This window comes from Deltaproteobacteria bacterium (assembly GCA_013151235.1).
In the GTDB taxonomy this organism is placed as follows: Bacteria; CG2-30-53-67; CG2-30-53-67; order CG2-30-53-67; family CG2-30-53-67; genus JAADIO01.
In genome coordinates this window covers 1-13,416 of sequence record JAADIO010000012.1, presented here as the reverse complement: position 1 = coordinate 13,416, position 13,416 = coordinate 1, and the positions used below count along the sequence as shown (strand labels likewise).

Below are 13,416 nucleotides of genomic sequence, written 5' to 3'. Positions count from 1 at the left end.
GTGGTTTGACGAACATGATGACCTTACGTGATGCAGATTGGAAATTGACCAAGGATGGGCTGAAACGACCTTCCTTCCCCAGACGTATTTATTCGCTGTTTTCTCTCTGGTATCCATGGAGATTAATGTTGGCTACAAAGCGAAAACTTGAGAACTTGAGGGGCTGATGATGCATGGGCGAACTACAAGCCAGCGTTATAGGCCATTCTTTTTGAGAAATCCGCAATCCGGATCAGCATGGCCAGGTGAGCCCGTCCCCCGGATAATATCTTTGTGGAACATCTCTATCGCTCCGTCGAAGATGTAGATGCCTCTCTTAATGACGACAGTGCCTTATCATAAAATTATTACCCAAACAAAAGTGTATAGAACCTTATCGCCTCTTGATGCTCTCGTATGACAACAATAGATATTGCCATCCCTGTCCTCAACGAAGAGCATTATATCTCAGGCTGTCTGGACTCTGTTTTGGCTTTTGAACTTCCTGAGCATGTTTGTTCCACAATTTACGTGTTAGATGGCGGGTCGCTGGATCATACACGTAGTGTTGTGAAGGATTACTCTCAACGTTTTTCTAAGATTGTTTTGTTGGACAATCCCGGCCGAATTCAATCCTGTGCATTGAACATAGTGATTCGTCAAGGGAAGGGAGATTATATTCTCAGATTGGATGCCCACTCTTTTTATCCTCGTGATTATTTGCGTCTTTGCCTGGAAACAGCGAAGCGCACCGGGGGGGATAACGTGGGTGGAGTGGTCATTACTAAACCAGGGAATTTCGGCTATGCGGCCCGGGTGGTTCAGGCGTTGACGACTCACAGCTTCGGTGTGGGCAATTCTGGATTTCGTTTGGATTCGAGTGAGAAGGCAGTCGACACGGTCCCTTTTGGTTTTTTCAAAAGAGAAATTTTCGACCGTATTGGCTTATACGATGAGAGGCTTGTACGCGCACAGGACTACGAAATAAACCGGCGTATTATCGCTGCGGGTGGAAAGGTTTGGTTGAACCCTAATATCAGAGTCTATTACCATAATCAACCTGGCCTATATAGTTTCTACAAAAAGCAGATAACAAAGGAAGCGCCGTATAATGCATATCTGTGGTGGGTGGCACCTTATGCCTTTGCTCCGCGACATGCGATTACCGGATTGTTCTCAGCCGGTATTTTGTCCGGTCTTGTTTTGTGGTCGTTGATACCGTGGGTTCAGTTGCCCTTTCTGGCGGTTATGATGCTTTATGGAATTTTGGCTATATCCTCGGCTTTTCAACAGGCAAAACGTTATCGTGAACCTTTGCACCTTCTTTCACTTCCGGTATGTTTTTTTATGTATCATTTTCTGCATGGGTTTGGTGTCCTGTGGGGCCTGATACGGATTGCAACTCGCACTTCTCCTGTTCAAAGGATAAAAGAACCATGGCCGGGCGCCGGTCGATACCGGGCATGGCCTCAGATGTGATCTCCGAAGAATCTGGGATCTGCGAATATGTTTTCTGATGCAAGATTGAGTGCAGAGAGTAAAACGGCAGAGATCTATAATTAATACTATGAAGGTGAGTCGGAGCACCGTAATGATCTGCTGTTGAAGCGGGAGGTATTGTTTCAGTCTTGTGCGAACAGGCGTGCCTGGATTAAAACGTTTCGGGCTATCCCCATGGAGATGATCTCCCCGTGCGAGTCTTTTCCCTTTCCTGGTTGGCCATGTTGGTGTATGTATTAAGAATACATAATAGTCTATAGGTTTGAAGTAGACGAAATATGGGGAGGCACATTGAAAAGAGTTCCGTTCTTCAACTATGCGCATGTTTATCAACAGTATCGGGATGAATTGTTGCCGGTTCTGACCTCTGTCATGGAGCGAGGGGCCTTTATCTTGCAACAGGAAATCGATGAATTTGAAAATGCAGTGAAAGAATTTGTGGGTGCAAAGCATTGTGTCGGTGTTGCCAATGGTACGGATTCCCTGTATCTGGCCTTGTTGGCAGTGAATGTTGCGCCGGGCGACGAAGTGATTATGGCATCGCATACCTATATTGCCACTGCCGCAGCGGCCCATTTCGCAGGAGCAAAACCGGTGCTTGTGGAATGCCTGCCGGACAGGACGGTTGATCCGGAGGCGGTTGAGGCGGCGATTACCTCACGGACCCGTGTGATTATGCCGACTCAATTAAACGGCAGGACGGCAAAGATGGATGCCCTGCAGGATATTGCCGACAGACACGGATTAGTCATCATTGAAGATGCGGCCCAGGCCTTGGGGTCCAAATTCAAGGGGCAATGTGCAGGAACATTCGGTTCGGCAGGTTCCATCAGTTTGTATCCCGCCAAGGTCCTGGGGTGTTTCGGAGACGGTGGTCTCTTGTTCACCGATGATGATGAGATGTACGAAAGGCTTTATGAGATGCGGGATCACGGGCGGAACAGTGACGGACAGGTGGTGCGTTGGGGGATCAATTCCCGGTTGGACAATATTCAGGCTGCCGTATTGTTGGTGAAGCTCAAACATTATCCGGAGGAGATCGATCGGCGGCGTCAAATCGCTCGGCTCTATCAGGAAAGGTTATGTGAGATCGAGGATATGACCCTGCCTCCGGGGCCTGACGAGGAAGGCCCGCATTTTGATATTTATCAGAATTACGAAGTGGAAGCAGGAAGGCGGGATGAACTCAGGGGCTTTCTGGATGAGCATGGTGTAGGGACGATCATCCAGTGGAACGGGACTCCAGTACACCAGTTCAAGGGACTCAGTCTTCCTGCATACCATCTCCCGAAGACGGATCGTTTCTTCGAGAGGTGTTTCCTCCTTCCCATGAATACCTCTCTTGCGGATGATGATGTTCATTATGTTTGTGATTGTATTGTGAAATTTTATCGGGGATAATAGCGTACACATTACGCGCTCTGACTACTCTGAGGGTGTCATATGACATACAAAAAAGAATTTTTTCTCTCTCTTTACCGAATGATGGTGATGATCCGGGCCTGTGAAGAGAGTTTCGTGGAACCTATACGAAGCGGCGAGATCAGGTGCCCCGTCCACCTTTATTCCGGCCAGGAGGCGATTGCGGCGGGGGTGAGTGCCAATCTCCATCACACGGACAAGGTCTTCGGTACCCATCGCTCCCACGGACACTTCCTGGCCAAAGGAGGAGATCTGCGCAAACTGGTGGCCGAGGTCTACTGTAAGGAGGGCGGCTGCTCCGTGGGGCGTGGCGGTTCCATGCACCTGATTGATCCGGAAAGTGGATTCCTGGGGTCGGCGCCGATTGTGGCAGGGACAATCTCTCTTGCGCTCGGTGCGGCCCTTGCCGATCGTATCCGGGGGGGGAATACGGTTACGGTTGCGTACTTCGGGGATGGTGCTGCGGGAGAAGGGGTTCTGTACGAGGCCATGAATTTTGCAAGCCTTCATAAATTGCCCCTCCTGTTTGTCTGTGAGAATAATTTTTACGCAACGCACATGCCGATCCAGGAAACCAGGAGCAGGAAATCCATTTTCGAGAGCGCGGAACCGTTCGATATCCGGTCGGAGCGGGTGGATGGCAACGACGTGCTTGCTGTTTACGAGGCGGCGCGCAGGGCAGTGACGGATTGCCGTGAGGGGCAGGGCCCGGTTTTCCTGGAATTTACGACCTACCGGTTAAGGGGGCACGTCGGCCCGGATGACAATATCCAGGGGGACCATACCGATATCAGGCCTCATCGGGAAGTGGAAGAATGGAAAAAGAAAGATCCGATCCCTGTCTTTCGGGATTATCTGATACATGACAAGATGGTATCTAAGGATGAATTGGACACTATTGACAAGAGTGTGAGCGTAGAAGTGTCGAAGGCTCACGATCTCGCATTGGGAACGGGTAACCCCGATCCACGGGAGTTGGCAAAATATGTCTTCAGCAAGCCGGTCTCTTAATTATGCATTGGCAATAAATGAAGGGTTGCGTCAGATGATGGAGTCCGATGATTCCGTTTTTCTGATTGGCCAGGGACTCAAGAGCCCGTGGTATGTGGGGCAGACTTGCACCGGCCTTCTGGATGTTTTCGGAGAGATGCGGGTTATTGATACCCCGGTATCCGAAAACGCGATAACCGGCGCCGCGGTGGGGGCGTCTATTGCCGGAATGAAGGCCGTGGTGGTGCATCCCCGGGTCGATTTCATGCTCTATGCACTGGATCCGGTGATCAACCAGGCGGCAAACTGGTATTACATGAATGGAGGTCGCAGCTCCGTTCCTGTGGTTATCTGGGGTATTATCAACCGAGGGGGAGAACAGGCGGCGCAGCATTCACAGGCGTTTCACTCCCTGTTTGCCCATATTCCCGGTTTGAAGGTGGTCATGCCGGCCACTCCTTACGATGCCAAGGGGTTGATGGTTGCCGCGATCCGTGATCCCGATCCGGTGGTTTTCATGGATGACAGGTGGCTCTATGGTATTGCGGATTATGTGCCGGAAGAGTTGTACGAGGTGGAGATCGGCAAGGCCGTTGTGCGGAAATCCGGTTCCGATATCACCCTTGTGACATCTTCTTATGTGGCGTATGAATCGTTTGAGGCTGTCAAGGCACTAGATGAAAAAGGACCAAGTGTTGAGATCATTGATCTTAGAACGATCAAGCCTCTTGATGAAGAATGTATACTCAACTCGGTTGCCAAAACCGGCAGGCTGTTGGTGGTGGATGGAGGTTGGAAAAGTTTTGGGATTTCCGCCGAAATTGCCGCATTGGTTTCCGAGAAGGCTTTTCATGATCTGAAAGCGCCTGTGCAACGCCTTGCCCTGCCGGATGTGCCTGCGCCTGCGAACAGGCATCTTGAAGACGTGTATTACATCAGGCGGAATCAGATCACAGAAGCCATCTTCGAACTTTCACGCCGATGAAGCGGTTTTATGATTTTGTCATGGCATTTTTAGGGCTGATTGTTGTTTTCCCTGTTTTGCTTGTTTTCATTCTTGCCGTGTGGTTCCAGGATTTCCGATCTCCGTTTTATATCGCACCACGAGTTGGGAGAAACGGCAGACTCTTCAATATGGTGAAACTAAGATCCATGGTTGTGGACGCGGATAAGGCGGGTGTTGATTCCACCTCCTCCAATGATTTTCGTATAACCCCTGTAGGCAGGATGATACGCCGGTTCAAGATCGACGAGTTGTCCCAACTCTGGAATGTGCTGTGGGGCGATATGAGTTTTGTCGGTCCACGGCCGAACGTCGAGAGGGAAGTAGCCCTCTATACCGAAGAGGAGCGACACCTGCTTGATGTACGTCCGGGGATTACGGATCCTGCCTCGATCGTATTTTCCGACGAAGGAGAAATCCTGGCAGGAAGTGACGATCCCGACCTCAAGTATAATCAGGTGATCCGGCCATGGAAAAGCAGGCTTTCGCTGCTTTATGTCCGGAACGGGAATTCCTGGATCGATTTAAAGCTCATTCTGTTGACTGTTGTGGCGGTTTTCTCCCGTCCCCTGGCCTTGCGCGGACTGCAGCGGGTGTTGAGAATGTTGGGGGCTGATGAGCAGTTGCTCCGGGTTGCTTGCAGAGAGGATGCCTTGACACCATATCCACCTCCGGGTGCGGACCGGGTTGTGCGGTGTCGCGGATGAAGAATTCGATCGGTTCGGTGCTACTTTCGTCCGTGTCTGTGAAACGACGGGCTGCCAAGGTCATCAATATCCTGCTTGAGGTCTCTCTTTATCTCCTTCCGGTCATTCTTCCTGGTCAAGCGGTCTTATGCCACGTCGATCTACGATAACTTTTCATTGAAAATAAGGTGGAAGAGTCTTTCGTGGGGGAGGCAGATTGATTTGAGTAAACTTCTACTTCTTCGACCGCTTCAAGGCGGGTGGTATCTCTGATTACGTGAGTGAAAATACTCGACGTATTGAGTAATTTGTGGCAAATATGTAAAAATGGTGTCGGGGATATCCTGAGACATATCGGTTTGGCTGATGTCAAGGAATTCGGTCTTACCTGGGACGATTGCCACGAATACTTGTGCAGGTTGGGGTACAAGGTTTCTGTTGAGGCGATCAAGTCTTCAGCGTAAAAGCCCTGTTCGGGAATTGTGACGGTCTTGAATAAGTTCGGAAGGCCCTTCGATGCTTCGATAAACTCAGCACAGGCCTGCTCAGGGCGAACGGTGTAAGTGATTGATATTCCGTAAAACGACTTTTTACGACTTCATCAATGTTGTTTCTTTGAGTAAAATTACTCAATGTATTGAGTAATTTGTACGTCACCTTGCCGGTTCCGTTGCGGAAATGTCTCGCCGATGTTCCGTTCATCCCTTCTTGACATCGTTATTTTCGGTGCTATGATGATTCTAATCGCAATGCCTGTCAGTGACTCTTTTGGATATTCTTGAGATAAGGTGATTGGAATATGAAGATGCCCGGATCTGCTTTCCTCAAAAGGACAACACTCAATCGGACCCTGTTTTTTCTTTTGGGCGATGGCGTGCTCATTGCCCTGTCGCTCTACCTTGCCTTTATGCTCCGCTTCGACGGGGTGATGACGGGGCGGGCATTACAGCAATTTTACTGGTCTCTTCCGGTTTTCATTCTGGTGAAATACGCTGTTTTCTATTCCTGCCGCATGTATAAAATGAGCTGGTCCTATGTAGGATTCTATGAGTTGATCGACATTCTCAAGGGGGTGACGATCAGCTTCCTCGTTCTGATGGGGTTGATCTTCATGTTCTGGACCCACCGGCTCTTCCAGGGCTATCCCCGCTCCATCCCCTTTATGGATTCGGTCCTGACCCTGTTGCTGATTGTGATGTTCCGCTCGTCGAAACGGGTCTATTGTCAGACACGGAGCGGGATGCATAGAGGCGGCAGGAAAAGGACTTTGATTGTCGGCGCCGGGAATGCCGGTGAACAGATCGTGCGGGATATGCGGAGGCAGAAGGATTGTCCATATCTTCCGGTGGGATTTATTGATGATGATCCGGCAAAGGCCGGGGTCTTTATTCAGGGGATCAAGGTGTGCGGTGGACGCAGCGGGATCGATTCCGTGGTGAAGCGCCTGGATATTGATCTTGTACTGATTGCGATTCCTTCCGCTTCTTCCGTGCAGATCCGGGAAATCCTCGGATTCGTCAGGCGGTCCGGTGTGGGCGAGGTCAAGATCATTCCCGGTCTGAACGAACTGGTTTATGGGAATGTATCACTGTCCGATATCAAGGAGATCCGCATTGAAGATATCCTCGGACGGGAACAGGCGACGATCGATGTGGAGATGGTGACTGACTTCCTACGGGGGAAAAGCGTACTGGTAACGGGGGCAGGCGGGTCGATCGGCTCGGAACTGGTGCGGCAGTTACTGGTGTTCCGGCCGGGGAAGATTATTGCCCTGGATACGGATGAGACCGAACTGCACAGGATCGAACTGGAGTTATGCGGAAGAGAGGGGGGAACTTCCGTACTGCCTGTAGTGGCGGACATCCGGGACCGCGAGAAGATCGAGACGGTTTTTCAGGATAACATTCCGGATTTTGTTTTTCATGCGGCGGCATACAAGCATGTTCCCATGATGGAACGGTATCCCGAGGAGGCGGTGAAGGTCAATATCTTCGGGACAAAGATTGTGGCGGAGACGGCCATTGCCTGCGGGGTGAAAAAATTCGTGATGGTTTCAACGGACAAGGCCGTCCATCCGACGAACGTGATGGGGGCCTCCAAACGGGTAGCCGAGAAAATTGTCAAAACACTCAATGCCCAGGGGCGGACGCTCTTCAGCTCCGTCCGGTTCGGGAACGTTGTCGGGAGCCGGGGAAGCGCCATCCCGATCTTTGAAGAGCAGATTCGAAACGGTGGTCCGGTAACGGTGACGCACAAAGAGATGCAGCGTTATTTCATGAGTATTCCCGAAGCATGTATCCTGATCCTTCAGGCTGCTGCCATGGGGGAGGGGGGGGAGGTTTTCCTCCTTGATATGGGGGACCCGATCAAGATCGTCGATATGGCCAGGGAGATGATCCGGCTCAACGGTCTGGAACCTGATGTGGATATCCGGATTGTCTATACCGGCGTCCGGCCCGGGGAAAAGCTTTATGAGGAGCTTTTGACCGACGAGGAGGGTTCGGTCCGGACCCTCCATCCGAAGATTTTTGTGGTACGGGAAGACTTCCATGATTCCGAGCATTTTCATTCGAAGGTACTCTTGTTCCAGGATTTGATTGCTCAGCAACGTTGGGCCGAAATCAGGAACCTGTTACAGGACCTTGTTCCCTCCTATGATCAATCCTACCGAGATGCCCTCCCGGATCTCTTATCCGAGACGAAAACCCGTAAGGAAAGCCGGGCGTCCATCGGGACGGTACGGGAGCAGTAGAAACGGCCCTTCTCTCATCCCGGCCTTCTCTTCCTGGGGAGAGCCGGACTCTGTAACGTTCGCCCATGATGAATCCCCCCTTGCTCCCCTTTATCCAAAGGGGGAAATAGAAGGAGTCACCCTGAAATGAAAAACTATGATTCCACGAAACGGGTTCTGGTCACAGGTGGGGCAGGCTTCCTCGGTTCCCATCTTTGTAAACGGCTTTTGCATGAAGGGCATGAGGTTCTCTGTGTGGACAATTTTTTCACCGGCCGGCGGACCAATGTAGCGGAACTTATTGCGAATCCGGCATTTGAGCTGATGCGCCACGACGTGACTTTCCCCCTCTACGTGGAGGTGGACGAGATCTACAACCTGGCCTGTCCGGCGTCTCCGATTCACTACCAGTTCGACCCGGTTCAGACGACAAAGACTTCCGTTCATGGAGCGATCAATATGTTGGGCCTGGCCAAGCGGGTGCGGGCGAAGATCTTCCAGGCCTCGACATCCGAGGTCTATGGCGACCCGGAGGTCCATCCCCAGATCGAGAATTACTGGGGCCACGTCAATCCGATCGGTCATCGAAGCTGTTATGATGAGGGAAAACGGTGTGCCGAGACGCTCTTCTTCGATTACCGGCGGCAGCATAACCTGCCCATTAAGGTGGCCAGGATCTTCAACACCTACGGTCCGAATATGTATCCCAACGACGGGCGGGTAGTGAGCAATTTTATTATACAGGCCCTGAAAGGTGAGGATATTACGATTTACGGGGATGGAAGTCAGACGCGAAGTTTCTGTTACGTTGATGACCTGATCAAGGGGTTTCTCCGACTGATGGAGAGCCCTGATGAATTCACCGGACCGGTCAACCTGGGCAATCCCGTGGAATTTACGATCCTGGAATTGGCGGAGAAGGTGATTGAACTGACCGGCTCGCAGTCGAAGATTGTTTATAAACCCCTCCCGGAGGACGACCCGGTGCGGCGGCAACCGGACATCTCGTTGGCGAAGAAACATCTCGGGTGGGAACCGGGAGTCACTCTTGAAGAAGGATTGCAAAAAACGATCCCCTATTTCAGGGAGTTCCTTTAGGATCCACGCAGGATGTATGTTGTGAGATAATAGGAATTGCGATTGTCAATGGACATTGATAGAATTAGGAAGTCAGTAGAGAAAAAACGGATAGAGTGGCAGAGACATGCACTTGAACGTATGTTGCAACGGGGGATTTCGACGACGATTGTTAAAGAAGTTTTGTCATCTGGGGAGATAATTGAGATGTATCCTGATGACAAGCCATTGCCGTCCGGGCTGTTCCTCGGGTGGATTGCGAAAAAGCCCTTTCATGTTGTGGCCGCTTATGATGCGAACTCTGATTGCGTTTTTGTCATAACTGCCTACAGACCGGATCTTGAGCACTTTAAGGCAGATTACAAAACAAGGAGATTAAGATGAATCAATCGCCGGGAAAATGTCCTTTGTGTGGGGGACACAAGAAAGCCGGGAAAACTACATTTACCGTTGATATGGGATTCGGTGTTGTAGTGGTTCGTCAGGTGCCTGCAACGGTTTGTTCGCAGTGTGGCGCGGATTGGATTAACGATTCTATTGCTTCTAAACTTGAAAAAATCGTTGAAAGAGCTCGTGAGAAGCAAAATACGGTTGAAATCACCACTTTGTCTGCATAAGAGATGGACTGTAAAAAACGATTCCCTGTTTCAGGGAGTTCCTGTAGCAGCCAAGATTCCCCCCCCTCTCCCTCTCCCCCAGCGGAAGTTCAAATGTTTCTTTTTCCCATTAAGATGAGGAGTTGATCGCAACCGAGAAGATGATGACGCCCATTGACTTCACCCGGGAGGATGGACTTTCCATCCATCCCGCCTTTCTGGACCTTCTCGACCGCAACGGTCTTGCCTCTTTCTCCCGTCTCTACGATTATCCCGGCGGCGAGCAGTTCAAGAAGAACCGATTCCGTTCCGTTTACCGGATAACCCTGCAGGACCGGGCCGGGAAAGAGCATATCCTGCATGTCAAGCGGCACTTCCCTCCCCTTGAGACGCGGCTCAAGTCGATCTTCACCGGTCTGGCCATTCGGGACGGCGCGAAGAACGAGTGGGAGAAGATCCTCCGCCTGGAGGAATTGGGGATCCATACCATGACGCCGGTCGCCTTCGGGTCCGTACGGAAGTGGGGACTTCCCTATCGAGAGATTACCGTAACGGAGCATCTCTACGGTGCGGAGAAGCTCGAACATTTCCTGCCAGACCGGTTCGGTCGGCCGCCCCTCTCCCGGAAGGTACTTGCATACAAACGGCGGATCATCAGTGAGACGGCCTGCTGGGCGGCGAGGTTCCACCGGAACGGTTTTTACCACCAGGATTTCTATCTCGGGCACATCTTCATCCAGCCGGACGATGATGCTTTCACGCTCCACCTGATCGATCTGCAGCGGGTACGGGAAAGCCGCCGACCGCGCTCCTCCCGTATCCTCAAGGACCTCTCCCAGATCAACTTCTCGGCCTTGCAGCTTTCCTGTCTGACCCGAACCGACCGGATGCGGTTTATCCATGCCTACCTGGGGCGGACGAGGCTGACGGAATTGGATAAGGACCTGATCCGGAAGATCGAGAGCAAGACCCTCCGTATTGCCGCCCATACGGAAAAGATGCTGGCCCGCAGGGGGCCGGCTAAGCCGATTCGCGGAGCTGCCGAGAGGCGGAAAGGATTGGTTTGACATACCGCTCAATGAGGTGTATTATGACTCATTATGAATCATGAGGTGAATCATGGGGCAGATTACCTTGCGAGGCCTGGATCCGGAACTGGAAAAGGAAATAAGAAGAAGGGCAAAAGAATCGGGGAGGTCTTTAAACGGGGTGATCCTGGATATCCTCTATCGGAGTGCCGGGTATACAAAGGGGAAAAGAGCAAAAAATACATTAGTTGAATTAGCGGGTGGTTGGTCGGAGCAGGAGGCGTCCGAATTTATAGAATCGATACAGTCTTGTGAACAGATTGATGAAGAGATGTGGAAATGAAGATCCTGCTGGACACAAGCGCCTATGTCGGTTTCAAGCGCGGTGACCCGGAGGTGGTGGATATCATCGTCCGGTCGGAATCGATTCTGGTCTCATCTGTGGTCCTGGGAGAGTTAATGTTCGGTTTCCGAAACGGAACGAAGTTTAAGGAGAATATGACGGATTTGGACCGTTTCCTTCAACATGAAGCCGTGGAAACCGTTCCGGTTGGTGAAGTGACTGCCGACCGTTATGCAAGGATCGCTGCAAAGCTGAAGAATCACGGCACCCCGATACCGACGAATGATATTTGGATTGCAGCGCAGACCCTGGAACATGGGGCGGAATTAATAACGATGGATCGTCATTTTGAAAAGATCTTAGGGTTGGTTACAACGATTCTTTAAAGGGCGAGGTGAGCCGTTCCTTTTGCGAAGATGACGAACATGAAATACACCCGTGCCGATTTCCTCTTCCGGCTGGACGAGGGTCTGTGGGAGGTCTTCGTGGAGGAAGATCCGAATGTTCCGGAACGGCAACCGGGTGACCGATGACGTTACGTTATTACCTTCCTGAAGAAGCGCCCGGTTTCATCGGACGACTTTTTTTGAAGCCCGTCCCCGCTTTTCCCGAAACAGTCCTGCTGGAGACCTCCTCCGGCTGTAACGGTCTCTGCGTCTTCTGCCCTTACGAGGAGGTAAAGGATTCTCTTCCGAAGGGGAGGATGGAAGAGAAAATCTTCCGGAAGGTTGTCGACGAAATTGCACGCTTCCGGCCTCAAAACCTGATCCCTTGCTTCCTGAATGAACCGCTTCTTGATCCCCGCCTGATTGAACGGTTGCAATACATCCATGAACACGCACCGGCGACTCGTATCAACCTGACGACGAACGGGTCGCTCCTGACGGAAGAGAAGGTTGCCGTCCTCGTTGACGGCGGTCTGCTGAATGAAATCAATATCTCTTTTCAGGGGATCTCGAAAAAGGTTTATGAGGCCTCCATGCCGGGACTAAATTTCGAGAAGACCAGGGGAAATGTGGAACACCTGATTCGGTATGTGCGGAAGCGGGGCAAAAAGGTTCCGGAGATTACGGTGACCATGGTCCGGACAAAGATTGTTGCTCCGGAAGTGGAAGAGGCGCTTTCTTATTGGAAAGGTCTGGGTGTGAAGGCCCGGCTCCTCGACTACGAGAACCGGAGTGGTGAGACCGATGATACGATTGCCACAGAGGAGTTGCTTCCCTATGATGCATGCAAGCGTCCCTTCAATACGGCGGTCGTCACCTTTGACGGCAAGGTGGTCCTTTGCTGTGTCGATTATAAAAGAAAAATGATCATGGGGGATCTTCACGAAGAGAGTCTGCATTCGATCTGGCAGGGGGAGAGATTCCGGGAGGTTCGAAAACTGTTTTTGTCGAAGAGGAGGAACGAAATACCTGCCTGCCGGAATTGCCGGATTGCGGAGTGACAACCCCGCAGCATGAAGGCGACAAGGGGTAGAGGCACATAACTCCGTTCGCCCTGAGCGTGTCGAAGGGCCTGTCCTGAGCTCGTCGAAGGGTGAACCGTCCATGGTTCGACAAGCTCACCACGAACGGTCGATTGGTCCGAGAAGCACATGAACGGAAACTGAAAAGGATATTTGGTTCCGTTCGCCCTGAGCGTGTCGAAGGGTGAACGGAGTGGCTCATTCCGGGAGAATGTATGGCTTTCTGGGTCTATATACTGAAATGTTCGGGTGGTTCTTATTATACCGGCCACACGGACAATCTTGAAAAGCGTATTGCAGAACACCAGCAAGGAGTTATTCAATGCTACACAATCAAAAGGCTTCCTGTTGTGCTTATGTTTTGTGAGGAATTCCCTACGCGTGATGAAGCGTTATCCAGAGAAAGACAGATCAAGGGATGGAGCCGTAAGAAAAAGGAAGCTTTGATCAACGGAGATTGGACTGAGTTGTCTCGATTGTCAAGAAGCAGGAAGGGGGGAAGCGTTCATGGTTCGACAGGCTGATATGGTTGACAGTTGTCAAGAAAAAAAAGTACTCCTGCCCCACCTTAAATGATGTGGGATTGGGAAGTT

14 protein-coding genes are annotated in these 13,416 nt (G+C 51.2%); all 14 read left to right on the top strand.

The genetic code is table 11. The features are described 5' to 3' along the window. Positions 1 to 396 precede the first annotated feature (396 nt). The 14 genes from GXP58_02610 to GXP58_02545 all read left to right on the top strand — a co-directional run bounded on the left by GXP58_02610 (position 397) and on the right by GXP58_02545 (position 13,347). Positions 397 to 1,458: a glycosyltransferase family 2 protein gene (locus tag GXP58_02610; protein NOY52494.1), complete on the top strand. Its 1,062-nt coding sequence runs from the start codon at positions 397 to 399 to the stop codon at positions 1,456 to 1,458. A 393-nt stretch (positions 1,459 to 1,851) separates the two neighbouring features. Then, positions 1,852 to 2,880: a DegT/DnrJ/EryC1/StrS family aminotransferase gene (locus GXP58_02605; protein NOY52493.1), complete on the top strand. Its 1,029-nt coding sequence runs from the start codon at positions 1,852 to 1,854 to the stop codon at positions 2,878 to 2,880. Between the two features lie 42 nt (positions 2,881 to 2,922). Next, on the top strand, positions 2,923 to 3,912 hold the full coding sequence (locus GXP58_02600) for a thiamine pyrophosphate-dependent dehydrogenase E1 component subunit alpha (GenBank protein ID NOY52492.1): 990 nt from the start codon (positions 2,923 to 2,925) through the stop codon (positions 3,910 to 3,912). After that, entirely contained in the window at positions 3,887 to 4,876 is a 990-nt protein-coding gene (locus GXP58_02595) for an alpha-ketoacid dehydrogenase subunit beta (protein ID NOY52491.1), read from the top strand. Before GXP58_02600 ends, GXP58_02595 begins: the two co-directional genes overlap by 26 nt. Then, positions 4,873 to 5,601: a sugar transferase gene (locus GXP58_02590; GenBank protein NOY52490.1), complete on the top strand. Its 729-nt coding sequence runs from the start codon at positions 4,873 to 4,875 to the stop codon at positions 5,599 to 5,601. Before GXP58_02595 ends, GXP58_02590 begins: the two co-directional genes overlap by 4 nt. A 778-nt stretch (positions 5,602 to 6,379) precedes the next feature. Next, positions 6,380 to 8,332 carry a polysaccharide biosynthesis protein gene (locus GXP58_02585; protein ID NOY52489.1) on the top strand — a complete coding sequence of 651 codons (1,953 nt, stop codon included), beginning with the start codon at positions 6,380 to 6,382 and terminating at the stop codon, positions 8,330 to 8,332. Between the two features lie 126 nt (positions 8,333 to 8,458). Then, positions 8,459 to 9,409, top strand: coding sequence for an SDR family oxidoreductase (locus GXP58_02580; protein NOY52488.1), 951 nt, complete (start codon positions 8,459 to 8,461; stop codon positions 9,407 to 9,409). A 48-nt stretch (positions 9,410 to 9,457) separates the two neighbouring features. Beyond that, on the top strand, positions 9,458 to 9,772 hold the full coding sequence (locus GXP58_02575; protein NOY52487.1) for a DUF4258 domain-containing protein: 315 nt from the start codon (positions 9,458 to 9,460) through the stop codon (positions 9,770 to 9,772). Beyond that, positions 9,769 to 10,005: a type II toxin-antitoxin system MqsA family antitoxin gene (locus GXP58_02570; GenBank protein NOY52486.1), complete on the top strand. Its 237-nt coding sequence runs from the start codon at positions 9,769 to 9,771 to the stop codon at positions 10,003 to 10,005. Before GXP58_02575 ends, GXP58_02570 begins: the two co-directional genes overlap by 4 nt. A 122-nt stretch (positions 10,006 to 10,127) precedes the next feature. Then, positions 10,128 to 11,051 carry a hypothetical protein gene (locus tag GXP58_02565; GenBank protein NOY52485.1) on the top strand — a complete coding sequence of 308 codons (924 nt, stop codon included), beginning with the start codon at positions 10,128 to 10,130 and terminating at the stop codon, positions 11,049 to 11,051. Positions 11,052 to 11,103: 52 nt separating this feature from the next. Continuing rightward, positions 11,104 to 11,355: a hypothetical protein gene (locus GXP58_02560; protein ID NOY52484.1), complete on the top strand. Its 252-nt coding sequence runs from the start codon at positions 11,104 to 11,106 to the stop codon at positions 11,353 to 11,355. After that, positions 11,352 to 11,741, top strand: a complete 390-nt coding sequence (locus GXP58_02555) for a type II toxin-antitoxin system VapC family toxin (GenBank protein NOY52483.1) — start codon at positions 11,352 to 11,354, stop codon at positions 11,739 to 11,741. The genes GXP58_02560 and GXP58_02555 overlap by 4 nt, the downstream gene beginning before the upstream one ends. A 143-nt stretch (positions 11,742 to 11,884) precedes the next feature. Next, entirely contained in the window at positions 11,885 to 12,802 is a 918-nt protein-coding gene (locus GXP58_02550; protein ID NOY52482.1) for a radical SAM protein, read from the top strand. 236 nt (positions 12,803 to 13,038) lie between these two features. Next, positions 13,039 to 13,347 carry a GIY-YIG nuclease family protein gene (locus tag GXP58_02545; protein ID NOY52481.1) on the top strand — a complete coding sequence of 103 codons (309 nt, stop codon included), beginning with the start codon at positions 13,039 to 13,041 and terminating at the stop codon, positions 13,345 to 13,347. Positions 13,348 to 13,416: the final 69 nt, after the last annotated feature.

Bases quoted from the DNA above. Each gene is read 5' to 3' on its own strand.
- GXP58_02610 (NOY52494.1), top strand. From the start codon at position 397: ATGACAACAATAGATATTGCCATCCCTGTCCTCAACGAAGAGCATTAT.
- GXP58_02605 (NOY52493.1), top strand. From the start codon at position 1,852: ATGGAGCGAGGGGCCTTTATCTTGCAACAGGAAATCGATGAATTTGAA.
- GXP58_02600 (NOY52492.1), top strand. From the start codon at position 2,923: ATGACATACAAAAAAGAATTTTTTCTCTCTCTTTACCGAATGATGGTG.
- GXP58_02595 (NOY52491.1), top strand. From the start codon at position 3,887: ATGTCTTCAGCAAGCCGGTCTCTTAATTATGCATTGGCAATAAATGAA.
- GXP58_02590 (NOY52490.1), top strand. From the start codon at position 4,873: ATGAAGCGGTTTTATGATTTTGTCATGGCATTTTTAGGGCTGATTGTT.
- GXP58_02585 (NOY52489.1), top strand. From the start codon at position 6,380: ATGAAGATGCCCGGATCTGCTTTCCTCAAAAGGACAACACTCAATCGG.
- GXP58_02580 (NOY52488.1), top strand. From the start codon at position 8,459: ATGAAAAACTATGATTCCACGAAACGGGTTCTGGTCACAGGTGGGGCA.
- GXP58_02575 (NOY52487.1), top strand. From the start codon at position 9,458: ATGGACATTGATAGAATTAGGAAGTCAGTAGAGAAAAAACGGATAGAG.
- GXP58_02570 (NOY52486.1), top strand. From the start codon at position 9,769: ATGAATCAATCGCCGGGAAAATGTCCTTTGTGTGGGGGACACAAGAAA.
- GXP58_02560 (NOY52484.1), top strand. From the start codon at position 11,104: ATGGGGCAGATTACCTTGCGAGGCCTGGATCCGGAACTGGAAAAGGAA.
- GXP58_02555 (NOY52483.1), top strand. From the start codon at position 11,352: ATGAAGATCCTGCTGGACACAAGCGCCTATGTCGGTTTCAAGCGCGGT.
- GXP58_02550 (NOY52482.1), top strand. From the start codon at position 11,885: ATGACGTTACGTTATTACCTTCCTGAAGAAGCGCCCGGTTTCATCGGA.
- GXP58_02545 (NOY52481.1), top strand. From the start codon at position 13,039: ATGGCTTTCTGGGTCTATATACTGAAATGTTCGGGTGGTTCTTATTAT.